Source organism: Chryseobacterium sp. MYb264, from assembly GCF_035974275.1.
Classification (GTDB): domain Bacteria; phylum Bacteroidota; class Bacteroidia; order Flavobacteriales; family Weeksellaceae; genus Chryseobacterium.
In genome coordinates this window covers 911,364-936,331 of record NZ_CP142422.1, presented here as the reverse complement: position 1 = coordinate 936,331, position 24,968 = coordinate 911,364, and the positions used below count along the sequence as shown (strand labels likewise).

Annotated in this window: 21 protein-coding genes; 17 read left to right on the top strand and 4 right to left on the bottom strand. The window is 34.9% G+C overall.

Annotated elements, in window-relative coordinates; all coding sequences use genetic code 11:
• Window positions 1-6: 6 nt before the first annotated feature.
• The 5 genes from VUJ46_RS04070 to VUJ46_RS04050 all read left to right on the top strand — a co-directional run bounded on the left by VUJ46_RS04070 (window position 7) and on the right by VUJ46_RS04050 (window position 6,980).
• Entirely contained in the window at window positions 7-1,185 is a 1,179-nt protein-coding gene (locus VUJ46_RS04070; RefSeq protein WP_326983729.1) for an acetyl-CoA C-acyltransferase, read from the top strand.
• A 1,030-nt stretch (window positions 1,186-2,215) separates the two neighbouring features.
• Window positions 2,216-3,706, top strand: coding sequence for an MFS transporter (locus tag VUJ46_RS04065; RefSeq protein WP_326983728.1), 1,491 nt, complete (start codon window positions 2,216-2,218; stop codon window positions 3,704-3,706).
• A 169-nt stretch (window positions 3,707-3,875) separates the two neighbouring features.
• The gene (locus VUJ46_RS04060; protein WP_326983727.1) at window positions 3,876-4,802 is read left to right on the top strand and encodes a mevalonate kinase family protein; all 927 of its coding nucleotides are present in this window, start codon (window positions 3,876-3,878) and stop codon (window positions 4,800-4,802) included.
• 10 nt (window positions 4,803-4,812) lie between these two features.
• Window positions 4,813-5,742 carry a UbiA family prenyltransferase gene (locus VUJ46_RS04055; RefSeq protein WP_326983726.1) on the top strand — a complete coding sequence of 310 codons (930 nt, stop codon included), beginning with the start codon at window positions 4,813-4,815 and terminating at the stop codon, window positions 5,740-5,742.
• Between the two features lie 65 nt (window positions 5,743-5,807).
• Window positions 5,808-6,980, top strand: a complete 1,173-nt coding sequence (locus VUJ46_RS04050; RefSeq protein ID WP_326983725.1) for a proline dehydrogenase family protein — start codon at window positions 5,808-5,810, stop codon at window positions 6,978-6,980.
• 1,808 nt (window positions 6,981-8,788) lie between these two features.
• On the opposite strand, the gene VUJ46_RS04045 is transcribed toward VUJ46_RS04050, so the two are convergent.
• Window positions 8,789-9,337: a helix-turn-helix transcriptional regulator gene (locus VUJ46_RS04045; RefSeq protein WP_326983724.1), complete on the bottom strand. Its 549-nt coding sequence runs from the start codon at window positions 9,335-9,337 to the stop codon at window positions 8,789-8,791.
• Between the two features lie 804 nt (window positions 9,338-10,141).
• Here VUJ46_RS04045 and VUJ46_RS04040 point away from each other — a divergent pair.
• Window positions 10,142-11,251 (top strand): M14 family zinc carboxypeptidase, encoded by a 1,110-nt coding sequence (locus tag VUJ46_RS04040; protein ID WP_326983723.1) that lies wholly within the window; start codon window positions 10,142-10,144, stop codon window positions 11,249-11,251.
• Window positions 11,252-11,305: 54 nt separating this feature from the next.
• On the opposite strand, the gene VUJ46_RS04035 is transcribed toward VUJ46_RS04040, so the two are convergent.
• Window positions 11,306-11,815: a DUF4920 domain-containing protein gene (locus VUJ46_RS04035; protein ID WP_326983722.1), complete on the bottom strand. Its 510-nt coding sequence runs from the start codon at window positions 11,813-11,815 to the stop codon at window positions 11,306-11,308.
• Window positions 11,816-12,338: 523 nt separating this feature from the next.
• Here VUJ46_RS04035 and VUJ46_RS04030 point away from each other — a divergent pair.
• The 8 genes from VUJ46_RS04030 to VUJ46_RS22965 all read left to right on the top strand — a co-directional run bounded on the left by VUJ46_RS04030 (window position 12,339) and on the right by VUJ46_RS22965 (window position 22,289).
• Window positions 12,339-13,754, top strand: coding sequence for an APC family permease (locus tag VUJ46_RS04030; protein WP_326983721.1), 1,416 nt, complete (start codon window positions 12,339-12,341; stop codon window positions 13,752-13,754).
• Window positions 13,755-14,185: 431 nt separating this feature from the next.
• Window positions 14,186-14,626 carry a GPW/gp25 family protein gene (locus VUJ46_RS04025; protein ID WP_326983720.1) on the top strand — a complete coding sequence of 147 codons (441 nt, stop codon included), beginning with the start codon at window positions 14,186-14,188 and terminating at the stop codon, window positions 14,624-14,626.
• A gap of 24 nt (window positions 14,627-14,650) precedes the next feature.
• Window positions 14,651-16,525 carry a type VI secretion system baseplate subunit TssF gene (locus VUJ46_RS04020; protein ID WP_326983719.1) on the top strand — a complete coding sequence of 625 codons (1,875 nt, stop codon included), beginning with the start codon at window positions 14,651-14,653 and terminating at the stop codon, window positions 16,523-16,525.
• 32 nt (window positions 16,526-16,557) lie between these two features.
• The gene (locus VUJ46_RS04015) at window positions 16,558-17,484 is read left to right on the top strand and encodes a DUF3829 domain-containing protein (RefSeq protein ID WP_326983718.1); all 927 of its coding nucleotides are present in this window, start codon (window positions 16,558-16,560) and stop codon (window positions 17,482-17,484) included.
• 358 nt (window positions 17,485-17,842) lie between these two features.
• Window positions 17,843-20,674 (top strand): excinuclease ABC subunit UvrA, encoded by a 2,832-nt coding sequence (gene uvrA / locus VUJ46_RS04010; protein ID WP_326983717.1) that lies wholly within the window; start codon window positions 17,843-17,845, stop codon window positions 20,672-20,674.
• 12 nt (window positions 20,675-20,686) lie between these two features.
• Window positions 20,687-21,286, top strand: coding sequence for a hypothetical protein (locus VUJ46_RS04005; RefSeq protein WP_326983716.1), 600 nt, complete (start codon window positions 20,687-20,689; stop codon window positions 21,284-21,286).
• A 266-nt stretch (window positions 21,287-21,552) separates the two neighbouring features.
• Window positions 21,553-21,957, top strand: coding sequence for a hypothetical protein (locus tag VUJ46_RS04000; RefSeq protein ID WP_326983715.1), 405 nt, complete (start codon window positions 21,553-21,555; stop codon window positions 21,955-21,957).
• A gap of 197 nt (window positions 21,958-22,154) precedes the next feature.
• Complete coding sequence (locus tag VUJ46_RS22965; protein WP_267402945.1) at window positions 22,155-22,289, top strand: bacteriocin-like protein; 135 nt, start codon at window positions 22,155-22,157, stop codon at window positions 22,287-22,289.
• A 35-nt stretch (window positions 22,290-22,324) separates the two neighbouring features.
• Here VUJ46_RS22965 and VUJ46_RS03995 read toward each other — a convergent pair whose 3' ends face one another.
• Window positions 22,325-22,885, bottom strand: a complete 561-nt coding sequence (locus tag VUJ46_RS03995; protein ID WP_326983714.1) for a hypothetical protein — start codon at window positions 22,883-22,885, stop codon at window positions 22,325-22,327.
• Window positions 22,886-23,014: 129 nt separating this feature from the next.
• Here VUJ46_RS03995 and VUJ46_RS03990 point away from each other — a divergent pair, with 129 nt between their 5' ends.
• The 3 genes from VUJ46_RS03990 to VUJ46_RS03980 all read left to right on the top strand — a co-directional run bounded on the left by VUJ46_RS03990 (window position 23,015) and on the right by VUJ46_RS03980 (window position 24,552).
• Window positions 23,015-23,530: a DUF421 domain-containing protein gene (locus VUJ46_RS03990; RefSeq protein ID WP_326983713.1), complete on the top strand. Its 516-nt coding sequence runs from the start codon at window positions 23,015-23,017 to the stop codon at window positions 23,528-23,530.
• Window positions 23,531-23,533: 3 nt separating this feature from the next.
• Window positions 23,534-24,028 (top strand): GNAT family N-acetyltransferase, encoded by a 495-nt coding sequence (locus VUJ46_RS03985; RefSeq protein ID WP_326983712.1) that lies wholly within the window; start codon window positions 23,534-23,536, stop codon window positions 24,026-24,028.
• 332 nt (window positions 24,029-24,360) lie between these two features.
• Window positions 24,361-24,552: a hypothetical protein gene (locus VUJ46_RS03980; RefSeq protein WP_326983711.1), complete on the top strand. Its 192-nt coding sequence runs from the start codon at window positions 24,361-24,363 to the stop codon at window positions 24,550-24,552.
• Between the two features lie 88 nt (window positions 24,553-24,640).
• Here the strand turns inward: VUJ46_RS03980 and VUJ46_RS03975 are convergent, their stop codons facing one another.
• Entirely contained in the window at window positions 24,641-24,955 is a 315-nt protein-coding gene (locus VUJ46_RS03975) for a DUF4286 family protein (protein ID WP_326983710.1), read from the bottom strand.
• Window positions 24,956-24,968 lie beyond the last annotated feature (13 nt).

Here is a 24,968-nt window from a genome sequence, read left to right as displayed (position 1 = left end):
ATAAAAATGAAAGAAGTATTCATCGTTTCCGCAATAAGAACTCCTATGGGAAGTTTTCTGGGAAGCTTATCAACCGTTCCGGCTACAAAGTTAGGTTCCGTTGCAGTAAAAGGAGCATTAGACAAGATTGGTTTAGACCCTAAAAATGTTCAGGAAATCTATATGGGCAATGTATTGCAGGCGGGCGAAGGACAAGCTCCAGCTCGTCAGGTTGCTTTAGGGGCCGGACTTTCTATTGAAACGCCTTCTACTACGGTAAATAAAGTTTGTGCTTCAGGAATGAAAGCCGTTACGATGGCGGCACAGGCTATCAAAGCTGGTGATGCAGAGGTAATTGTAGCCGGAGGTATGGAAAATATGTCTTCAGTTCCTCATTATTATAAGGCAAGAAACGCAACGAAATTGGGCGATGTGAAAATGCTTGACGGAATGGTTCTTGACGGTCTTACAGACGTTTACAACAAAGTTCACATGGGCGTTTGCGCAGAAAAATGTGCGACAGATTATAATATTACAAGAGAAGATCAGGACAATTTTGCCATTGAATCTTACAAAAGATCAGCAAAAGCATGGAGCGAAGGGAAATTTGCCGATGAGGTAGTTCCTGTGTCTATTCCTCAGAGAAAAGGAGAACCAATCATTTTCGCTGAAGATGAAGAATATAAAGCGGTAAACTTCGACAGATTACCAACATTACCAACAGTTTTCAAAAAAGAAGACGGAACGGTAACCGCTGCCAATGCTTCTACATTAAATGACGGAGCTTCTGCGTTGATCCTTGTTTCTAAAGAAAAAATGGAAGAATTAGGATTAAAGCCTTTAGCAAAGATCATTTCTTATGCTGATGCGGCTCAGGAGCCTGAAAACTTCACAACAGCACCGGCAAAAGCTTTGCCTATCGCCCTTAAAAAAGCAAACTTAGAACTGACGGACATCGATTTCTTTGAATTCAATGAAGCTTTTTCAGTGGTAGGTCTTGCCAATAATCAGATCCTGAAACTGGATGCTTCTAAAGTAAACGTGAACGGTGGAGCAGTGGCTCTTGGTCACCCACTGGGAAGTTCAGGTTCAAGAATTATCGTGACTTTGATCAATGTATTGAAGCAAAACGGTGGTAAATACGGTGCCGCAGCTATCTGTAACGGAGGTGGAGGTGCTTCTGCGATCGTGATTGAAAATATATAATCATTATTTCCAAATAATATGAAAATCCGGATGTGCATGCTTCCGGATTTTTTCGTTTTTAGATTAAAATATGATTGTTTTTTAGGAGCTTTATCGCGCTTTCCGTTATATCTTTTGGGTTACGGGCTCCGCTTTGCTCCGCCCGCAACCCAAAAGGATGCCACTCCAATCACGGCTAGGGAAGTCGTCATTCATTTCAATATTGTTCCTCTCATCAAATAATTTCCTATCAACCTGAGTCCGATTTTATAACGGCTATGGTACACATCAATAGCATTGGGTTTCCGTCCAATCATAAAATTTCAAATCGGATGGGATTTTAGTCGAAATCGATGATAAATTTTCTAGAAGTCTCATCTTTTTAGACGAACTTAAGCCCGTTCCTATTGATCTGGTAGTATATGTTATTGATCGATCTCAGGTGATAAATGCGCGCTCAGTATAATATATCTAAACCATCAAAGTAAATAAGTGAAAGTAACGAGAGCGAAGTTGGAAACGTTAAAATGTAAAATAGAACTACATTGAACAGCGTAATTTTGAAGAGTTAAGACCTCTATTCTCCAGCCTTTACCTTAATAAAAACACGAAGTGGTTTACTATGAATAGCGTCGGGTAAAATCCGATGAATACATATTCCATGATGATATAACCCTGAAAGGATTAAATAATTTAATGGAAATTTCAAAGACAAAATGATATTAGGTACAAAAAAAACATCTCCCGTCAGTTCGAGTGTTTTTCGTAGCGTAGCGAAGAGAAATGTATTGAGAACCCGTGAATCTAAGCATAATATCTGTCTTTCTATCCCAAACGTCTCAATACAATTTTTCACAGAAAATCACTCGAATTGAGGATCAGCATTCAAAATAAAAGATTCAAATAAAAAAAAGAAGCGTACACAATCATCTAAATAAAGTAAAACTAAGATCCAAACTTTAACCAAACAATAAAATTTCGACTAAAGAAAATAAAAACCACCGTATATTCAATGGTTTTTATATTTTTGTGTATCTAATATTTATTTAAAATGTCTGAAATTGAGAATCAACAAACTCAACACATAAAGAATAATCCAAAGATCATGAAGGCGTGGGCGGTTTACGACTGGGCCAACTCCGTGTACTCTTTGGTCATTACTTCTACTATTTTCCCGATTTACTATTCCATTCTTACCACAGCGTATGAAAAAAAGGAATATGTGGAAGAAACAAAATCCTGGATCGATGTACCGGTAAGACATCTGATTAAGATCTTCGGAAAAGAATATCAGCCGGACGCAGTGTATGGGTATTCACTAACGATCTCTTTCTTTATCGTTGTTTTACTTTCTCCTTTTCTATCGTCTTTGGCAGATACCATAGGGAATAAAAAATCTTTCCTCCAGTTCTTCTGCTATTTGGGAGCAACATCATGTATGGGATTAGCGATGTTTACCGGAATGCATAACGTCTTTTTAGGATTGCTGTTCAGCATAACGGCGAGTGTCGGGTTCTGGGGAAGTCTGGTATTTTATAATTCTTTTTTACCCGATATCGCTACGAGAGATAAGCAGGATGCACTTTCTGCAAAAGGATATGTTTACGGATATATAGGCTCCGTTGTTTTAGTGGTGATCTGTTTACTTCTAATCCAGGTTTTTGCAAAAGGGGCGGCACAGCAGTTATTGTTTACAAGAATCAGCTTTTTGCTTACTGGAGCCTGGTGGTTCGGGTTTTCTCAGTATACCTTTAAACATCTTCCTCAGTTTGGGGATGTGAAAGAAAAATTACCGAAAGATCTGGTATTGTTAAATTATAAAAATATCTTTAAAAAACACGAGGAGCAGGGCGGTTTTTTCGAGGTATTAAAAGATAATCTAAGCTTTTATAAAGACATTGCGAAAGAAAGTTTTCATGAACTTTTCAGAGCGGGAAATTTACTGTTTAAAGATCGGAATCTAAAATTTTTTCTTTCAAGTTTCTTCTTTTATAGTGTAGGAATGCAGACTATTTTCCTCATGGCAACCTTATTTGGAAAGAGCGAGATCAATCTGGCTCAGGATAAATTGATAGGTACTTTACTGGTTATTCAGATCGAAGCTATTATCGGAGCTGTAATTTTCTCAAGACTTTCAAGAAAAATAGGAAATAAAAACGTGATCTCTATTGCTATTTTTTTATGGATTATAGCCTGTTTATGGGCCTATTTCCTTAACAAAGAAAATCCGACGGTAGAGTACCAATTTTATGGAGTTGCAGCGGTTGTCGGACTGGTAATGGGAGGGCTTCAGGCCATGTCAAGATCTACCTATTCCAAGCTTCTTCCCGAAGACTCAATGGAAAACACAACGTTCTTCAGTTTCTATGATGTGTTGGAAAAGATTGCCATTATTGTGGGAACATTCATCTTTGCAACTCTGATTGAACATTTTAATAACATGCGCTATGCCGCATTGTCGATGACCATTTTCTTCGCAGTAGGACTGGTGCTCATCCGCTTTCTTAAAGTCAAAATGATGAAAGACAGAGATACATTATAATTTTATAAAATAAATAGAGACTGGCCGAAAGGTGAGTCTCTTTTTTTACGTTATAAACAGTTAATCATGCAGTAATTATAAATTGTTAAAATTTGTTATAATTTCGGCTTAAATTTTGCTTATATTCAGCGGAATAATTTTTAACTTTGCAAAAAGATTTATTAGTCAGATGACAAACCCTCTATTTTATGCTAAAATAATTCTGTTCGGAGAATACGGGATGATAGAAGATTCTCAGGGGCTTGTAGTTCCCTACAGCTTTTATAAGGGAACTTTAAAGTTTTCCGATTCCGGGTCAGAATTCGAGAAAAAATCTAACGGGCATTTGCAAAAATATTCAGACTTCCTGGCAAATTTGCAGTTGCCGGAAGATTTTATATTAGATGTACAAAAGTTCAAACAGGATATTTCAGACGGACTTTTCTTTGACTCCAACATTCCGCAAGGATATGGAGTTGGAAGTTCTGGAGCTTTGGTAGCTGCCATTTTTGAAAAATATTCATTAAAAAAGCATAATCCTGAAGCAATTTCTAAAGATAATTTAAAGAATTTAAAGGCTGTTTTTGGCGAAATGGAAAGCTATTTCCATGGAAAAAGCTCAGGAATGGATCCTTTAATCTGCTATATGAACCTGCCGATTCTTATCGAAAATAGAGAGAATTTAGATAAAGTTTCAATTCCTGACGGTGAGCAGGGAAAAGGAGCAATTTTCTTGATCGATTCCGGAATTACCGGGGAAACAGGCCCGATGATTCAGATTTTCTTTGAAAAAATGAAAACAGAAGGTTTCAGAAAAACATTAAAAGAGGAATTTATCCGTTATAACAACGCATGTATCGATGCTTTCCTTAAAAAAGATATGAATCCTTTCTTCAGAAATCTAAAAAAACTTTCACATTGGGCATACGAACATTTCAGTCCGATGATCCCGGAAAGTATTTTTAACATCTGGAAAAAAGGGTTGGATTCTAATGCTTATTATTTAAAACTTTGCGGAAGCGGAGGTGGTGGCTATATTTTAGGCTTTACTAAAGATTATGAAAAAGCAGAAAAAATGCTGGACGGTTTCCAAAAAGAGGTGATCTATAGATTCTAAACAAGCTGGAATGAATTCTGAAAAAGAAACTTTCCAACATAAAAATATTGCTAAAAAATCTCTATTTTACAGATTTTCACAATTCGTGGGCTTTCTTTTGGGAGCTCGCTTTTTCGTAGCGGCACTTCTAACTTTCGCTCTGTATGTTTCTACTTTTTTCCTGTTTAATCAGGAGGAGAGCTTAAGAAAATTCGTATTCGATTTTAAAGTTCACGGCATTATTTTCTGTACAGTGTTAACGATTTTGGCCGGAGGAATTATCAACCAGTTCTATGATTTTGAAAAAGATCATCTCATAAAGCCTTTCAGAACAAGAATTCAAAGTTTTATCAAGCAGAAATATTTCCTCTATGCCTATGTTACTCTAAGTGTACTCTCATTGGGGGTAGCGTGGTTTATTTCGCATAAAGTCTTTGTTTTTTTTGTGGTATATCAGTTTTTTATGTGGTTTTACAGCCATAAACTGAGCCGTATTTTAATTCTGAATAACTTTACTTTTGTCTGTCTTACACTGTATCCGTTCTTTGGAATGATGGTTTATTATGAAACTTTTTCAATGAAGCTCTTTCTGATGGCTATTTTTCTTTTCTTAATTCTTTTATGTATTGATTTGGTAAAAGATACTTTAACACGAAAAGTAGATGAAACATTTGGATATACAACAATCCCTAACTTTTTTAGTAAAAAGACAACAAAGACGGTTATTATTTCTCTACTGATCTTTACAATGGGCGTCTCGATGAAGCTCATTCTCAAAACGGGTATTCTGGGATTTATGTCTTATTACTTTTCGGGAGGTCTTTTCGTAATGGTTCTTTGCATTTATCTCCTTCTTAATTACTCAAGGAAGAGCAAAGTTTTGGCACTCAGTATTTTAAGGTTTTGGGTTTTTGCCGGGATTATCGCCATGCTTTTAAGTGGAATCGAAGGTAATTTGTAAAAAAAATCCTTTAAAAACACTGAGGTTATTCTTACATTTGCGAAACCTAAATTTATATAAAAGTAATGCCCATTTTTAACGATACTAAAGTTGCATTCGCAGATAAATCTGATGCCCAGTTAAAGAAAGCGTATTGGATGTTCAAAATGATAGAACAGCCCTCACTTACGAAAATCGGAACTTCTGTTCTTAATTTCACCGTTCATAATGATTTTCCTTTCGTTACCGGAATTGTAAAAAATACTTTGTTTGAGCAGTTTTGCGGTGGCGAAACCCGGGAAGAAAGTATGAAAGTTGTTAAGCAGCTTTTCAAAAGAGGAGTTGGCAGCATTTTCGACTATTCAATTGAAGGAAAGGAAGATGAGGCAACTTTTGATGCTGTTTGCAAAGAGATCAAAGATATTGTAAGATTTTCTGTTGGAAATCCTGCTATTCCGTTTATCGTTTTTAAACCTACAGCTTTTGGTAGAATTGATTTGTATGAAGCAGTCGGAAAGAATGCTGAACTTACTTCAAGTCAAAAAGAAGAATGGGAGAGAGTCGTTAAGAGATTTGATGAAGTATGCCAGCTTTGTTATGAACATGATAAAAAAGTAATGGTAGATGCTGAAGAAACATGGATGCAGGATGCAGCAGACCATCTGTGTGAAGAGATGATGGAAAAGTATAATCAGGAAAAACCGATTGTCTGGAATACCATTCAGATGTACAGAACCGGACGTTTGCAGTATATGGAATCCCATTTGCAAAGAGCCAGGGAAAAAGGATATTTTATCGGCTATAAAATTGTTCGCGGCGCTTATATGGAAAAAGAAAGAGCCAGAGCTGCAGAAAAAGGATATGCAGATCCCATCCAGCCTACCAAAGATGCTTCAGATCAGAATTATAATGCGGGAATTGATTTCGTGATGAATCATCTCGATAAGGTTTCTGCGTTCTTCGGAACCCATAATGAGATCTCTTCTGAGCTCGTGATGGATAAAATGAAAGGTAAAAACCTGGAAACGGGTAATCCTCATGTCTACTTCGGGCAACTATATGGAATGAGTGATAATATCACCTTCTACTTGTCCGATAAAGGGTATAATGTAGCTAAATATCTTCCTTACGGACCTGTAAAAGATGTTGTGCCTTATCTTACCAGAAGAGCACAGGAAAACACTTCTGTGGCAGGACAAACGGGTCGAGAGCTGGGACTTATTAAAAAAGAGCTGGAAAGAAGAAAAAGCAGCAGATAATTTTCACAATTAATAGATAGAAACCTTGCTAATAACAGCAAGGTTTTTTATTGGTAAAATAATTCTGCTTTCTTTTTGAATTTACCTTAATAAAAAATATCAGTAGCGTCGATGGATACGTATTCAATGATGTTATAACTCCGAAGGGGTTGAATAATGTAAAGAAAATTGCAAAAATAAAATGGTATATTAATAAAAATCCAGATTATATTTTACTTCATAATAGTTGACTATCCCATATTAATTATTAAAAATTAACTGTTTTTTGTTGCATAATTAATGTTAATTTCGTAAATTAGTTCAAAACCATGAAAGCAATAAAATGAATATTCATTTTATACGTAGATAGCTTGAAAATAATAAAGCAATAGCTTTAGTTTTCTTCTCAAATATTTTGACCTGATCAGCGACCTGATCAGGTTTTTTGTTTTCTCTAACGCATACCGGAAAAGGATGGATCATTCTCAAAAGTTGGGGAGTAGGCAAAAAAGTTTAGATAATGTAATATTATTTTCTTTTTGAATTTACCTTAATAAACCCTGAAGGGGTTACCTATCAGTAGCGTCGGGTGCAGCCCGACGAACAAGTATTTAATGATGTTATAACCCCTTAGGGTTGAATAATTTAAAGGAAATTTCGAAGATAAAATGGTATAAGATAAAATTTTTTGCTCCGCAGATTTTACAAATGATGCAGATTCTTTTCCTTACACTTTACATATTGAACACAAAGCCACCCCAAGTTTGTTGACAACTCCCGTTTTAAGTCTCCCAAACCGTTCTACCTATAAAAGACCGCAAAGGTTAAACATAGAAAATCAACGATATCATCTAAAGGCGATCTGTGGGTATAAAAAATTCGTGCATTTGTGGCCATAATCTGTACCCCGCAATTTTATCTTTGATAAAATCCTTGCGCCTTAAAAGCATGAAGTATTACAAAAAAATCTTTGCATCTTTGCGAAAAGCCAACAGAAACAGCGCTATCTGCGATCTGTGGGAGATAAAAATATTCGTGCATTCGTGGCCATAATCTGTACCCCTCAATTTTATCTTTGATAAAATCCTTGCGCCTTAAAAGCATGAAGTATTACAAAAAAATCTTTGCATCTTTGCGAAAAGCCAACAGAAACAGCGCTATCTGCGATCTGTGGGAGATAAAAATATTCGTGCATTCGTGGCCATAATCTGTACCCCTCAATTTTATCTTTGATAAAATCCTTGCGCCTTAAAAGCATGAAGTATTACAAAAAAATCTTTGCATCTTTGCGAAAAGCCAACAGAAACAGCGCTATCTGCGATCTGTGGGAGATAAAAATATTCGTGCATTCGTGGCCATAATCTGTACCCCTCAATTTTATCTTTGATAAAATCCTTGCGCCTTAAAAGCATGAAGTATTACAAAAAAATCTTTGCATCTTTGCGAAAAGCCAACAGAAACAGCGCTATCTGCGATCTGTGGGAGATAAAAATATTCGTGCATTCGTGGCCATAATCTGTACCCCTCAATTTTATCTTTGATAAAATCCTTGCGCCTTAAAAGCATGAAGTATTACAAAAAAATCTTTGCATCTTTGCGAAAAGCCAACAGAAACAGCACTATCTGCGATCTGTGGGAAATAAAAATGTTCGTGCATTCGTGGCAAAAAATACATCTAAACAATTTCTCCCCAAGTTTTATGATTGGATATTTGTGTATACGCAACGCAATACAAGCAAAAAAAATATCCTGAAAGTTGAAATCACAAAATTGTATTTAACAGCTATGGTCAAAAACCAGGGAGGTTTAAAAGTGCAGTGCCTATCCTTTTATGGCTCAAAACTCTCGAATTTTCCATTTTCGTAAAAGATAACAATACGTTTTATTTTATTTTGTTGATTTTCAACTACTTGGTTAATTATTTGATCATTAGTTTTTTCTAATCGCTGAGAATCCGGTATTTTTTCCGATGCTGTACTTTGATGCGGTATAAACGATTCTCCAAGACTCGATTTTGGCGCTTCTATTTCCGGTTCTTCTGTTCCAAAATCAAGATCGCTGTTCATCATCGTAAAAAGGTCGGGTAGAGAAGTGGTCTTCGTTTTTTCTGTTTCCAAAACTTCTTCAGTATCTTCTTTCATCGGAGTGGTTTCGGGAAGTTCAGATTTTAACATTTCACCTTCGCCGGTAACCAACCAATCCCAAAGTAACTCAGGAAAGCGAGATTTTATTTTGATTATAAATTCCAAAGACGGTTTGTTTCTTCCGGAGGTAATATGAGAAATAGAAGATCGTTGTACATCGATCTCATCTGCAAATTCAGAAGGGGTGAGATTAGAATACTCTATTACTTTTGAAATTCTCTCGTTTAAACTCATCTTTATAGGTTTTAAATCTTGTTACAAATGTAAATAATATAATTTACAAATGCAAATTACCACAGTGAACAATTGTGAATTAATATTAAATACAAATGTAAACTATATATGTTACTGATAAACAACTAATTATATAATAATAAACAATTGTTAATCCTCTAAAATCCAAATTTTACTGCTAAAATCATTAAAAAGTATATAAATTATGGATAAGTTTCTTACTAATCTACATTACTAATTAAATAATAGATTTATATTTGTTTTGTTAATTCCATAAAGTTATAAATAGCGGGAATTATAGCTGATAAACCTCTATTTATGAGTGTTTGAGAAGATTTACGTTTGTAAATAACCTCTTGAATAGTTATTTAAGAAGATATACAACTTATTTTGGTTAAATAAGGTTAATGCTGGCATGCAATGATAATTAACTTGTTTACAAATCTAAATATTTGGGATAAACGACAAATTTTTAAGAATACAATAATAGTAGTTGAAGCTAATTTACAATTGTATATTATTGTTTTTGCGATAGTTTTCCACATTCAAAGTGTTTAATACTTTTATGCTTAAATTTCTTAAAACAGGACATTTACTACTTAAAGTAATCTTATAATATCTGTTTAGATGAATTTAATAAATAACTGATTTTAAACTGGTTATTTAATATAAAATAAATTATTTTCAATTAACAATTTTATCAACAGACATTTTGGCAGTTCATACTGTTTATGTAAGTTACAAATGTTAATTTTAATTTTTGATGAAAAATAGTTAAATTTGACTCTTGTAAACTATTACAGAATGAATTTTGAACAGCTTTATCAGCAAAATCCAGATTTCCCAAATCGCTATATTTCTCCTGAAAAATTATTTTCTTATCTACAGAACAATCTCAGCGATCACATTCAAGAGATCGGAAAATCGTATTTAGAAAAACCTATTTATAAATTAACAGTTGGAACCGGAGCAATACAAGTTTTAGCTTGGTCGCAAATGCACGGCAACGAATCGAATGCAACTCATGCGATGCTCGACTTGTTAATGACTTTAGATAAATCTCCGGAATTGAAGGAAGGGTTATTCAGCAAAATTAAACTTGATTTTATTTTTATGCTTAATCCGGATGGTTCAGAAAGATGGACGAGGCTGAATGCTTCCGATATTGATCTGAACAGAGATTTTCATAATGAAGCCAGTAAGGAGATTAAATTTCTTAAAAATATAGTCGCTTCTAAAAAATATGATTATGCTCTGAACCTTCACGAGCAAAGAACGATTTTTACGACAGACGGAATTCATCCCGCTACTTTATCATTTTTGGCACCTTCTGAAAATGTAGAGAGAACGGTAACTGAAAACCGTAAAAAATGTATGGCAGTTATAGGAAATATTTATCATCATTTAAAAGACTTAATTCCGAATCAGATTGGAAGATATTCTGATGAATTTTATCCGACTTCCACAGGAGATAATTTTATCAAAGCCGGAATGCCGACAATTTTATTTGAAGGTGGACATTTTGTAGATGACTACACGAGACAAAGCACAAGAAAATATTATACGATTGCATTGTATTATGCTTTGAAAGCAATTTCTGAATTAAATTCAAATATCGACGGTTGGGAAACTTATTATGATATTCCCGAAAATCAGGAAACGCATTATGATATTGTATACCGAAATGTAAAACTGAATACCGATCATGAATGCATTTTGGATATTGCCGTTCAGTATCGCGAAATAAAAGAAGAAGGAAAAGACGAAATTTCTTTTATTCCTTTTGTGATGGAAGTGGGAGATGTGAAACAGAGAAAAGGCTGGATTGAGATCGATTGCAGCGGAAAGAAATTTATCTCTGCCACTAAATATCCGAAACTGGATGCAGAAGTAAGTTTTACGATAGAAGACTAAAAAAGCGGAACAATTTGTTCCGCTTTTCTATTTTATAAGAATTGTATTTGCAATTTAATTAATCACTTTAATTCCGTTTGCTACAAATCTGATCTCTTCTTTCGGAGTTGTAATCGCATCGATTTCCGCTTGAGGTTTTTTAGCATCTTCAGCATAGTGCTTTTGCTCGTCGATAGAAGTTACTTTTCTTTCGGCAGTTCCATCCAAAACTACGTTTTTACCTTTCAAAGCAGTCGGAACGAAAAATGCATAATCCTTCATTTTCACGAAAAACTGAGAATTATCTTCAGTCTGAATCGTTAACCAACATCCTTTTTTCTCACAAACGTCTGTTACTTTACCTTTTACAGCTACGTTTTCTACTTTTTTATTATCTTTTTTAAGCTTTTTGCTCAATTTATCTACAGATATTGCTTTCGATTCTACATTAGAAGCCACGCCGCCTCCGTAGATGTCACCCACCACTGCATTTCCTGCCGGAGGTCCAAATTTCTTTGATTCCTGTGCAAAAGCTAAGGTCGAAAAACTTACCGCTGCTGCGAATAATATTGCTTTGAATTTCATTTTTAATATTTTTTTCAAAAGTACTAATAAAAATTTAATCATAAATCCTCAAAAACTTGATAAAAAACAGGTCATCTCTTCCTGTATTTACATTCATTTTAAATAAAAACTATTTCAATATTTTTTATTTGAAGCTTTATCCCGCTTTCCATTGTATCTTTTTGGTTACGGCTTCCGCTTCGCTCCAGCCGCAACCAAAAAGGATGTCATTACAATCGGGGCTAGAAACTTGCGATCGTTGTAGATTATTAAACCTCATAGGTTTTTGAAAACCTATGAGGTTTGAGTCATCCCGACAGAATCTGCACACGAATCTTTCCATATTATTCCCTAATACTATGCGCAGATCCTTTCAGGGTGACAAAATTTATGTAAAAAATTCAGCGAAAAACAAAAAATCATTTATAACAATAAAACCTTACAATCGTTATATAAAAAGTATCAAATATACTTTTGAATTTAATTTCAAACAAAATAAAAAACAAAACCTATATTTATTTATATTTGAAGCCTATATTTTAATATGCATAAAAAACTGAAACTTTGGGACGCCATTATGCTCGTAATGGGTTCTATGATTGGTAGCGGAATCTTTATTGTAAGCGCCGATATGATGCGGAATCTGGGCTCAGGCTTCTGGTTGATCGTCGTTTGGGTAATCACTGGAATTATGACGGTAGCCGCAGCTATCAGCTATGGTGAGCTCTCGGCGTTGTATCCAAAAGCGGGCGGACAGTACACGTACCTGAAAGAAATCTTTGGCAAAAAAATGGGTTTTCTTTATGGTTGGGGATTGTTTACGGTCATTCAGACAGGAACGATTGCCGCAGTGGCGATGGCTTTTGGAAAATTTACCGCATATTTAGTTCCTGCTTTAAATAATGCTGCACCCATTATCCAAAGTGGAGAATTTAAAATTACGTGGATTCAGATTCTGGCAATTGCAGTTATTGTTTTGCTTACTTATATTAACACAAGAGGAGTTGAAAGTGGAAAATTCTTACAAAATATTTTTACAGGATCAAAGATTATTGCTTTATTAGGATTAATTGCTGCGGGATTTATTTTAGTAGATTTCTCACATTTGGCGGAAAATTTTAATTTCGGATATGATTCTTTCAACAATCTTAAAAAAGATACTTTAGGTAATTTCTTAAAAGAAAGTTGGCAACCTATTGGTGGAATGACTTTAATGGGTGGAATTGCAGCAGCCATGGTTGGTTCTGTATTCAGTTCTGTAGCATGGGAAAGTGTAACTTTCGTTTCGGGAGAAATTGAAAATCCTAAAAAAAATGTTGTAAAATCGATGATCTACGGAACTTCTGCCGTAATGATCTTATATATTGCTGTCAATTACGTTTACTTAAATGCGTTGGACAGAGATGCGATTGCTTTTGCAGAAAACGACAGGGTAGCGGTAGCAGCTTCTCATTTTATTTTCGGAAGTGCAGGAACGGTGATTATTGCTGTTTTGGTTATGATTTCGACATTTGGTTGTAATAACGGGTTAATTCTTGCGGGCGCCAGAGTTTTTCAGACCATGGCAAAAGACGGAATGTTTTTCAAGCAGGCAGAAAAAAATAATAAAAACGAAGTTCCCGCCAATGCACTTTGGATGCAGGGCGTTTGGGCGTCTTTATTATGCTTGAGCGGGCAGTACGGAAACCTTCTGGATATGATTTCTTTCGTGATCGTATTATTTTATATGATTACCGTTTTTGGAGTTATTTATTTAAGATTCAAACAGCCGAATCTGGAAAGACCTTACAAAACATGGCTGTATCCGGTAACGCCGATTATTTACCTAATCATCGGAACGGTTTTTTGTATCTTGTTACTGATCTACAAACAGCAGTATACATGGCCGGGATTTGTCATGGTACTTCTCGGACTTCCGGTGTATTACTTTATTAACCGAAATAAAAAAAATCAAGAATAAATTTCAAAAGCTGTCTGATCTTTTCAGGCAGCTTTTTTTGAAGCTTTATCCCGCTTTCCATTATATCTTTTTGGTTACGGCTTTCGCTTCTCTCCAGCCGCAACCAAAAAGGATGTCATTACAATCGGGGCTAGGAGTTTTGCTTGCATCTTCAAATTTTCTAAATGATATCGAAATTCTCTTAAGTATAATAATTCTCATATTTTGTCATGGCGTGAAATCTAAATTCCTAATAATAAGAGATCCTTCGACTGCTTCGCGCTCAGGATAAGAAGCTCAGTAAACACAATTCAGGTATATAAAGTGAATACAGAAATTTTTTAATTATAAATTCAGTTTATACAATGCAATATTTCGTAGAAAATGTTTAATTTGGTATTCCTTTTCAAGTAAACGATAATTATGAAGTAAAAAATTAACGAAGTAGAATCATGGACACACCAAATTACAGAATGCCTTTTGTTCCATCAACATTAATGACGGAAGGGGGAAGCATAGACACCTGCGACATGGGTGAAAGCATTGCCCACAATATTATGTTGCTGATAACCACCAAAAAAGGCGAAAACAGATATGATGAAAATTACGGAAACGACGTTTGGAATCTAGAATTCGACAATGGAGTTACAAGTGCCGTCTGGGAAAACGTTTTCATTAAAAGTTTAAAAAAACAGATACAGGATTATGAACCCCGAATCGTGCAGCCACAGGTAGATGCACACATCCTCATCGTAGAACACAGCTACGATACCAAAGAACATACGGAAATCAAAAAAAAGGTAAAGATTGCCATTAATGCAAAAATGGAAGAAACAGGAGAGCGCTTCAGCTTTTCTACGGAACTTTTCCTGAGTCCGATGTCTATTGATTAAATCTATTAATTGTAACCAGAATTTATGAACCTAGATCAGAATATATATTCCAAAGAATCGGTAAAAGCGAGAATGCTTCAGAATGCCACAAAAGTGTGGGGATTGAAAAGTCCGCAATCTTTGGATCCTTTCGTTAAACTCTTGATTGATGCCTTCAGCACCGAAGTCTTTAAAGCCAACAACGAAATACAAACAGTAAACGCCAGAATTTTAGAAAGACTGGCAAAACTTCTCACTCCGTCTATTTACACCCATCCGATTCCGTCTCATGCGATTGCCTTTACGCAGCCTTATGAAGCTTCGGAGATTTTGTTGGAGCATACCGAGTTTTTCTTTAGAAAACAAATGACCTCCACCATCAAATCAGAGTCCGATAAGCAACTCAATATTCCTTTTACGCCTATCGGGAATGTAAGAATCAATAAAGCGCAGACCTCCATTATGTTTGTAGGAAATACCTGCTACGGAATTGATGAGCGACTGAACAAAATTCCTATTGCGAGATTTCCAGGGAAACCTGAAGACTACAGAAAAGTAACGATCGGCATTGATGTTACGAAATATACTCACGAGAATTTTCCGAAATATATAAGCATTTTCTGTTCAAATCCGGCGTTTGAGCATTTAGATTATGTCTATAAATTATTGCCTTACATCACCGTTTCCAGCAACGGAAATCCTTTATTTGTAAAAGAAGGTATTTCTTACCTCAAAAATAGCCAGCCGGAAGGATATGAGCAGATATTTCATGAGCAATCGATTCAGAATAAGATCATTGAAGATGTAAAAAGTATTTATCATCATAAATTCATTGAAATATCAGGGCTTTCACGAAGTTTATTTTCTGAAGAAGGAAAGCTTCCTCAAAATCTTGATTTTCTTGAAGGACGTGAAGAAATCGAAAAATATACTGACGGCAAACGTTATTTATGGCTGACATTGGAATTTCCGCCACAGTTTACCGCAGAAATTTTAGATAATTTCTCTTTTGTACTCAATGCATTTCCTATTTATAACCGAGGTTGGAAAAAAACGGAATACAGTTTAGATATTATGGGGAATAATATTCCGCTCGTAACAGATGATGGCGAACATTTTTTATATGTTGATGAGGTTCAGGATGGGGAAGGCAGAAGATACACGGAAATACCTTTCACCCCGAATGATGATCTTAAAAAAGGACTCTACACCGTACGAAAAGGAGGTATGGAACGCTTCAACAACCGTAACGCAGTAGATATGATCGCCAGCGTTCTGGAGCTTACGAGAGATGAAATTGCAGCTTTCTCTTTATTAAACAGAGATAATGTAAAAGGCGTACTGAGCGAAATGTCTGATAAAATGAAGTCGATGGTGCAGAAAGTTAATAATGCCAAAAGAAATATCAAGCAGGAACTGAACTACGTGATCATGGAACCTGTGGAAAAAACAGATCATACGTATGCCTCTTTTTGGGTTACCTATTGCACTTTGGCCAACCACATGCGTCCTGGGACGGAACTTTCCAATCAGTTAAAATCTCAGACTTTGGTGCTTTTAACAGAAACGATCGGGGGTGCAGAAGAACAGAAGGGAACCGACAGTATTCAGGCGTATAAATATGCTTTAACAACAAGAGACAAAATTATTTCTCTGGAAGATGTTAAAAATTATTGCCGAATGGTGCTTAAAGATGAATTGAAGGATGTAAGGGTAACTCGTGGAACCATGATCAGCAACAGACCGAAAGAAGGTTTCGTAAGAACGGTTGAGATAGAAATTATTCCGCAAAATTATGCTTTTTATGGAAGGGCATATTGGGAAAATATGGCTAACATTCTTCGGAATCAAATTGTTTCTAAAGCAATCGACGGTATTGAGTATCAGGTGAAAGTAACCAACGACGACACCGATTTTTAATTAAAATAAACTACAACTTAAATATTAAAATTATGAAGAAAATTATTGTGCTGGCTATGGCGCTGTCGTTAAGCGTCGTCACTGTAAGCTGCAAAAAAGGAATGGAGAAGATTGGAAATGCAATCGCAAAAGGCGGCCAGAATGATGCAAATGCAATCATTGATTTTAATAATGATTTCTTAGATTCCTATAAAAGAACTTCAGACCGTATCGATAATATCCTGAAATATGCGGATGCAGCAGTTTCAAAGGCGAAAGGTGAGAACGTAAGTTATATTCCTTCTGTGATTGGAGGTACAGATTATTCTTTTTCTAAAATAAAAGGGGTGCCGAGTGGTTTTGATAAAGACCAGAAAGCCATTGAAACCGATTTTCAGACTTATAAAGCAAAAAAAGAAAATATAGAAAAGAAGCTGGAGGAGCTTAAATCGTATATGCAGGCGGAAGATTTCAAAGATGATAAAGGTGTAAAAGCTGAAGCCATCAGAAAAGAGATAGAAACAGATGCTCAGGCATTTTTTATCGCAGGAGAAGGTATTTTAGATAAAATAAAACCTGCCACAGATAAAGCCGAAGATATTATTTTGAAAGATCATCCAATGAAGGAGTTTATTATTTCTTCCAAGAACATGATGAATTCTTTAGATTCTGCTTATGGAGTTATAGGAAAGCAATATGACGGAAAATTCAATGAGGCAGAAGCGCAGAAAAAATATGATGAATTTGCCAAAGCGGTTGAAACCAATTCAAAGATGGTGTTTAATGTAAAAGATACGCAGTATTCTTACAAAAAATCTCAGTTTGAAGCGGTAAATAAGAACGCGAGCACCTTCCTGGATGTTTTCAGAAAACTAATCAGAGATTCAAAATCAACAGGACAAATTTCAGACAGCGATATTCAGCAAATCGATTCTGCTTATGATTCGATACTGAATTCGTATAATACGTTTGTGAAATAAACAATTAAAAACAACTATAAAGATAGCCGATGAAATTTTTTTCGTCGGTTTTTTTGTTAAATGATTTTCTCTCAATTTGTCATTCCGTAGGAATCTAGACATCGTATAAGATATTCTAATGGAAAGATGCTAACCGAGATTCCTTCGGAATGACAATCATAATGTTAAATTTCAAGGATATTTAAAGAAATTGAAGTCTTAGAAGGCTGAAAAAGAATAGTGCTGTTTTTTTATCCGAAAAAGTCAGAAGGTTTATCATTGATTCAATCAATAATTTCTAACATTTTTTAACACCGAAAATTCCTAAAAAATCCGTAATTTTGCACATCGTGATTTTCAGGTAAAGTCACCCCAAATTATGAGTAAATCAACAGAATATATAGAAGTTTACGGCGCACGTGAGCACAATCTTAAAAACATCAATGTAAAAATTCCACGCAACGAATTGGTCGTAATTACGGGGCTTTCGGGAAGCGGAAAATCGTCATTGGCTTTTGATACTATTTTTGCTGAAGGTCAGCGTCGTTATATCGAAACGTTTTCAGCGTATGCGAGACAGTTTTTAGGTGGTTTGGAACGTCCTGATGTTGATAAAATTGAAGGATTGTCACCCGTAATTGCCATTGAACAGAAAACAACCAATAAAAACCCACGTTCAACGGTTGGAACCGTTACAGAATTGTACGATTTTCTTCGTCTTTTGTATGCAAGGGTTTCTGATGCCTATTCGCAGACTACAGGGAAGAAATTGGTAAGTTACACCGAAGAGCAGATTCTTGAAACCATCAAAGAAAATTATAAAGGTGAAAAAATTATGTTGATGGCACCTGTGGTACGTTCCAGAAAAGGGCATTATCACGAACTTTTTGTGCAGATGGCTAAAAAGGGTTACGGTCAGGCAAGAATTGATGGCGAACTGCAGGATATTGAATATGATCTGAAACTAGACCGTTACAAAACCCACGATATCGATATTGTAATCGACCGTTGGATTATTGGCGAAACCGCTTCCGAATCCAGAATGGAAAAATCGTTGCGTACTGCGATGGAAATGGGCGAGGGAATTATCGGAATTCAAAAGTTAGGAAGCACGGAGATTGAATATTTCTCTAAAAATTTGATGGATGCTGAAACCGGTCATTCATTAGCTTTACCGGAACCTAACACGTTTTCTTTCAATTCACCAAAAGGAAGCTGCCCCAATTGTAAAGGGTTGGGAATGATCAAAAAGATCAACACCGATTATTTTGTTGAAAATCCGAAATTATCTATCAATCAGGGAGGTTTGTTGCCTTTGGAAGATATCAAATCTAATAAATGGGTGCTTTCTCAGATCAAAAATATTTTGGAAATTTTCGGTTTGGGACTGTCAACTTCTTTTCAGGATATTCCGGAAGAAGCGTTGGATTATATCTACAACGGTTGTCATAAAGAGTTTAATAAAGATCTTAAATACGCGGGAATTACCAAAAAGATCAAAATCAGTTTTGATGGTTTAATTCCTTTTATGGAAGAAATTATCGAAGAACGAGAATCTTACGAAGCGATTTTGCTGGAAAGACATTTCACCACAGAAGAAACGTGCCCTGAATGTAAAGGAACACGTCTTCAGCCTTCAAGTTTAAGCTTTAAAATCGACGGGAAAAATATTGCTGAGGTTAACGGATTAAGTTTAATTGATTTAAAAGATTGGCTTCACGATGTTAAAGATAAATTTTCTGAGAAAAAATCAATCATTGCTCACGAAATTTTAAAGGAAATCGAAACCAGACTTCAGTTTTTACTGGATGTTGGTTTAGATTATTTAAGTTTAAGCAGAAGTTCGAAAACGCTTTCCGGAGGGGAATCTCAAAGGATTCGTCTGGCAACACAAATTGGTTCTCAATTGGTGAATGTTCTATATATTTTAGACGAACCAAGTATCGGATTGCACCAAAGAGATAATGAAAGGTTGATTAATTCATTAAAAAATCTTCGTGATATCGGAAACTCGGTTTTGGTTGTAGAACACGATAAAGACATGATTTTAGAAGCCGATGAGGTACTGGATATTGGTCCGAGAGCCGGAAAATTCGGTGGAGAAATTCTTTGGCAGGGAAAGCCAAAAGATTTGTTGAAAGCTGATACGATTACCGCTCAATATATTAACGGAAAAAGAAAAATTGCCATTCCTGAAAAAAGAAGGGAAGGAAACGGTAAACATATTATATTAAAAGGCGCGACAGGAAATAATCTTAAAAATGTAACACTTGATGTTCCTTTAGGAAAATTGGTCGTGGTTTCAGGAATTTCAGGAAGCGGAAAATCTTCTTTGATCAACGGAACTTTGTACCCAATCCTGAATAAACATTTTTACAGAGCCGTTCAGGAGCCTTTGCCTTATAAAAAAATCGAAGGTCTTGAGCATATCGATAAAATTGTAGATGTAGACCAAACGCCAATCGGAAGAACACCACGTTCGAATCCTGCAACCTACACAGCGATGTTTACGGACATCAGAAATCTTTTCTCAGAATTGCCTGAAAGTAAAATTCGTGGTTATAAGCCGGGAAGATTTTCTTTCAATGTAAAAGGTGGAAGATGTGAAACTTGTCAAGGTGGCGGTTTGAAGGTTATTGAAATGAATTTCTTGCCGGATGTTTATGTGCATTGTGAAACTTGTAACGGAAAACGTTTCAACCGAGAAACATTAGAAGTTCGCTACAAAGGAAAATCAATTTCTGATGTGTTGGATATGACGATTGATGAAGCGGTAGAATTTTTCCAGCCAATTCCTAAGATTTTTGCGAAAGTGAAAACTTTACAGGATGTTGGTTTGGGATATATTACGTTGGGACAGCAGTCTACCACACTTTCGGGAGGAGAAGCGCAACGTATCAAGTTGGCAACGGAATTATCGAAAAGACAAACCGGAAATACTTTATACATTCTTGATGAACCAACCACCGGACTTCATTTTGAAGACGTAAAAATACTGATGGATGCTATTAATCAGCTGGTAGAATTAGGAAATTCGTTCATCATTATTGAACATAATATGGATGTAATAAAACTGGCCGATCATATTATCGACGTTGGACCAGAAGGTGGTAAATACGGCGGACAAATTGTTGCGCAAGGAACGCCTGAGGAAATTGTGAAGTCGAAGAAGAGTTTGACGGGGAAGTTTTTGAAGAGGGAATTGGAGTAAAAATAGCGTCAGATGAAAACATTAACACAAAAAGATGGACGGAATTCAAAATATCTTGAAATTCAGGAAGATGGAGTGTTTGTAAAGAATAACTTTGCAAAGGAAGTCAATGAATATAAAGTTTATTTTGGAGATATTAATGAGGATGAAACGGTATTTAGAAAGTCGAAAGATTTAGTGCTTATTGCAATCGTTTTGATTATGGTATTTAATTCAATATTATTAACCATTATAATTAATGATCATTACGGATATACTTATCCTTCTGGTATGATTGTTTTTGGTGTAGCAATGTTACCTTCTTTAATTGTAGCAAGTATATGTAATACTGAATTCAGAAGGGAAAATGTAAAAAATATTGGTGCCACCAAACCTTTATCATTTTTATATAGAAAGAAAGATATTCAAGAAGTAGATCTTTTTATTTCAAAAATAAAAGATGCTAAAAAACAGTATTTTTTAAAAGAGTATTATAAGGTTGATAGCATACTTCCTTATCAGGTTCAGATGGGTAGAATTCATTGGTTATATGATAATAGATACATTAACGAGAGTGATGCAAAATTTATTATTGATGAATTAGAAAGTAAAAGAATTATTGAAGGACTTTAAAAACATTAAATTGACTATATAAAAGAATTTGCGAAAGCAGATTCTTTTTTTATTTTCAATAAGATCCAATCCTTAATTTACCTAAAATTCAACTCCCAATATTAAATTTTCAATTATTTTAAAAATTTATTCTGCTGAAAATCAATTATTTAAATTTTAATGTTAACTCAATGTTAACTCAATGTAAATTTAATATGAATTATTTTTAATAACTTTGGTTAAGAGATACAAAAAGAATTTAGTATAATATTTTAAACCAGTTAGTTATGAAAAATAAAATTCAAATATTTGTTGCTTTACTTTTTATTTGTGGTTTTTCAGTGGTAATGAATAATGTAAAAGCACAAACAGCCAATGATAATATGATTGAAGAGATTCAGTTGAGTAAAAGTGAAGCATTCAACGATATCAGGCATAAACTGATGGATAACTTTGATTTTACCAATACCGATTATAAACAGGGAACCGTAAATTCTGTGGTGAAGTTTGATATTGCAAAAAACGGAAAGATTGTAAATGTACATTCTAACGGAGATTGCAAAAGCGTAAGCAAGGAAATTGAAATGGTTTTAAGCGAATTAGATTACAAAGTAGACCGCAAAAAAATGAATGAAAATTTAGTTGCCTACACTTATGTAATGCCTGTGACAGTAGAGATCAACAACAGATAATTTCATAAAATTTTTTTTAAAATAAAACCATGCAATTCTGCGTGGTTTTATTTTTTTATACCATTGTCCGGCTAAGCTTGTCGAAACCTTTAATAAATATAAAAAGTTAATATGTAAATCGTAGAACATTTGATTGTAAAACTGTAATATTTAAGGATAATTTTCGTTTTATATTTAATCCACAACATTAAAACGATATGAAAAATTTAAAGAAACTAACAAAATCAGACTTAAAGTCAGTGTACGGAGGGCAACCAAAGCAATATTGTGTGTATTGTGAAAGATTGAACAAAACAGTTTGCAGTACAGTTCCCATTGCACAATGTCCTTAAAAAATAAGCCACTCAAAATCGAGTGGCTTTTATTTTTATTGCTTAGTTGCTGAAATAAACTGATCCAGGTCGGTCTTCAAATCCTTAGAATTGGCTTTAGTATCAAAATTGATATTATCAATTCGCCATCCGTTATTGGAATTATTGATGAGGTGAATGGTATCAGTCCAAACTTCTTTTGGCGAAACCGATGAATTTTCTAATTGAACTTTTACCGTTGCCATCGATTCTTTAGGATGATTTTGCTCCATGATATTTTGAATTTTATAAGAAGTATAACCTTCATACAAACTCGTAAACAAAGAACCTTCTATCACCATTGGTTTTTCATCAGGATGGGCACTCTTTTTCACTTTTTCAATATCTGCTTTTGACGCATTAAGTGCTTCTTCCAATTTTTGCTTTAAGGTTGGAGAAAAAAGATTACCATCAAAAGGTTTATCATAAAGTACATCACTGGATTTTCCGTAACTGGAGTAGAGCTGCTCTATTTTTTTGGTAATTTCCGCATTGTTGCTTGCTTTAGGCTTCTTTTCACTTTTCAGACAGCTTGTAAACAAGAGGAAAATGCTTAAAAAGAAAAATAATTTTTTCATAAAAGTGTGTTTTTTCATTATTAAAGTTTTGATTTTCAAAATATATGCCAATTTCAGAATATTATTTCTCATCAAAAATTGTCTTTACGAATCATAAAAATGTATACATTTGAGTATAAATAAATTCTTGTGAATCCAATCCTCGACGTTGTTGTCCGTTCCCTTTGCGTGTACCTTTTCATGGTCATTGCTATTCGTTTGTTTGGGAAAAATCAGCTTTCTCAGTTAAACGCAGGAGATGTCGTTTTATTATTATTGATTTCAAACGCGGTTCAGAATGCGATGGTAGGACCGGATACTTCTCTTCAGGGTGGATTGGTGGCTGCATTGGTTCTTTTTGCAGCTAATTTTATTTTGAAAAGGCTCATGTTTTCCAATCGGAAATTCGAAAGTTTTATGGAAGAAGATCCTGTAATTTTAGTACGAGACGGAAAAATTGATGAAAAAGCTTTAAACAAAGTAAAAATTACGAGAGATGAACTGGAGGAAGCGATTCGCGAACATGGAGTAGATGGAATAGAAAATGTAAAGCTTTCGATTTTGGAAGTTGACGGAAATATAAGCGTAATTTCCGAAGATGAGAAAAGTAAGCAAACCCATTATTCCAGAATTAAAAGAAAAAATAAACGAAAATACCTTAGATAGATCATGAATTACGAATTGCGAGAAATGCTTCCCAGTGACGAAGCAAGAGTTTTGGAAATTTTTAAACAGGGAATTGAAGGCGGAATTTCGAGTTTCGAAACAACAGTTCCTACCGCAGAAGCCTGGAATATGGAATATTACAACGATTGCCGCTGGGTTTTGGAGAATGAAACCAATGAGGTTATTGGCTGGTGTGCTTTGAAACCGATCAGTAAAAGAGAGAGTTTCAAAGGAGTTGCCGAAGTGAGCATTTATCTGGACAATAATCATCAGGGGTTAGGTCTAGGTTCTATTTTGCTTAAAAAGCTGATTTTGGATAGCGAGAACCACGGATTCTGGACTTTACAGACCAATCTCTTCCCCGAAAATGTGAGTGCTTTGAAATTTCATCAGAAAAATGGTTTCCGAACGGTTGGCGTTAGAAAAAAATTAGCAAAACTCAACGGAGAATGGAAAGATGTCGTGATGCTGGAAAAGAGAAGCGAGGCGATTGATTAATTTTGCTAGATGCTAGATGCTAGATGCTAGATGCTAGATGCTAGATGCTAGATGCTAGATGCCAGATGCCAGATGCCAGATGCTGGATTTGAGATCAGAAATTTTTCAAAAAAAATTAGGATGTGCGAAATTTAAAATTTAATTTTCTCTAAAACTCTAAAACTCTAAAACTCTAAAACTCTAAAACTCTAAAACTCTAAAACTCTAAAACTCTAAAACTCTAAAACTCTAAAACTCTAAAACTCTAAAACTCTAAAACTCTAAAACTCTAAAACCCATTTTGGCATTAACATTGATATTTTTCAAGACGAAATTTGAAAAAATAGAAAAAAATGAAAGGTTTGATTAAAATGTTAGGAATTTCTACCATTATATTGATGCTAATTTCATGCGTTGTTCATGAACATCACGGAAGAAGAGGAAGACCTCCGGGGCATGCGAGGAAAGTGTATATCTACGAAAAGAAAGGACCTGGTCACGGTCATGGGCACCATAGGGGACGAGGACACAGACACCACAGATGATCCATTGAGAAAAAATACAAAAGCACTGAAATACTCAGTGCTTTTACTTTTATAAAAAAACAGAAAATTTCATCCTGCTCTAGTTGAATTACATTCTTGATTTCTTAGGATTCAGAAAAGTATTGAAGATCATGACCTCCTGACCAAATTGTTTTTCCACTCTTTCCGCGATGTTTTCCAGTTCGCTCTTTACAAAATCTTCCCTCAGTTCATCATTATCAAAAATCAAAAGAAGATTATAGTTTTTTCCTTCGTCGATATAATCACTGTGTACTTCTGAAAGAATATATTTATTGACATCCATTAAATTTTCTGTCATTAAAACCAATGTTTCATCAATATAATTTTCCCATTCTTCAAGATTATTTTTCGTGCAGTGGAAAGTTATACTCAATACGCTCATATTTTATGAATTT

Bases quoted from the DNA above. Each gene is read 5' to 3' on its own strand.
- VUJ46_RS04070 (WP_326983729.1), top strand. From the start codon at position 7: ATGAAAGAAGTATTCATCGTTTCCGCAATAAGAACTCCTATGGGAAGT.
- VUJ46_RS04065 (WP_326983728.1), top strand. From the start codon at position 2,216: ATGTCTGAAATTGAGAATCAACAAACTCAACACATAAAGAATAATCCA.
- VUJ46_RS04060 (WP_326983727.1), top strand. From the start codon at position 3,876: ATGACAAACCCTCTATTTTATGCTAAAATAATTCTGTTCGGAGAATAC.
- VUJ46_RS04055 (WP_326983726.1), top strand. From the start codon at position 4,813: ATGAATTCTGAAAAAGAAACTTTCCAACATAAAAATATTGCTAAAAAA.
- VUJ46_RS04050 (WP_326983725.1), top strand. From the start codon at position 5,808: ATGCCCATTTTTAACGATACTAAAGTTGCATTCGCAGATAAATCTGAT.
- VUJ46_RS04045 (WP_326983724.1), bottom strand. From the start codon at position 9,337: ATGAGTTTAAACGAGAGAATTTCAAAAGTAATAGAGTATTCTAATCTC.
- VUJ46_RS04040 (WP_326983723.1), top strand. From the start codon at position 10,142: ATGAATTTTGAACAGCTTTATCAGCAAAATCCAGATTTCCCAAATCGC.
- VUJ46_RS04035 (WP_326983722.1), bottom strand. From the start codon at position 11,815: ATGAAATTCAAAGCAATATTATTCGCAGCAGCGGTAAGTTTTTCGACC.
- VUJ46_RS04030 (WP_326983721.1), top strand. From the start codon at position 12,339: ATGCATAAAAAACTGAAACTTTGGGACGCCATTATGCTCGTAATGGGT.
- VUJ46_RS04025 (WP_326983720.1), top strand. From the start codon at position 14,186: ATGGACACACCAAATTACAGAATGCCTTTTGTTCCATCAACATTAATG.
- VUJ46_RS04020 (WP_326983719.1), top strand. From the start codon at position 14,651: ATGAACCTAGATCAGAATATATATTCCAAAGAATCGGTAAAAGCGAGA.
- VUJ46_RS04015 (WP_326983718.1), top strand. From the start codon at position 16,558: ATGAAGAAAATTATTGTGCTGGCTATGGCGCTGTCGTTAAGCGTCGTC.
- uvrA (WP_326983717.1), top strand. From the start codon at position 17,843: ATGAGTAAATCAACAGAATATATAGAAGTTTACGGCGCACGTGAGCAC.
- VUJ46_RS04005 (WP_326983716.1), top strand. From the start codon at position 20,687: ATGAAAACATTAACACAAAAAGATGGACGGAATTCAAAATATCTTGAA.
- VUJ46_RS04000 (WP_326983715.1), top strand. From the start codon at position 21,553: ATGAAAAATAAAATTCAAATATTTGTTGCTTTACTTTTTATTTGTGGT.
- VUJ46_RS22965 (WP_267402945.1), top strand. From the start codon at position 22,155: ATGAAAAATTTAAAGAAACTAACAAAATCAGACTTAAAGTCAGTGTAC.
- VUJ46_RS03995 (WP_326983714.1), bottom strand. From the start codon at position 22,885: ATGAAAAAATTATTTTTCTTTTTAAGCATTTTCCTCTTGTTTACAAGC.
- VUJ46_RS03985 (WP_326983712.1), top strand. From the start codon at position 23,534: ATGAATTACGAATTGCGAGAAATGCTTCCCAGTGACGAAGCAAGAGTT.
- VUJ46_RS03980 (WP_326983711.1), top strand. From the start codon at position 24,361: ATGAAAGGTTTGATTAAAATGTTAGGAATTTCTACCATTATATTGATG.
- VUJ46_RS03975 (WP_326983710.1), bottom strand. From the start codon at position 24,955: ATGAGCGTATTGAGTATAACTTTCCACTGCACGAAAAATAATCTTGAA.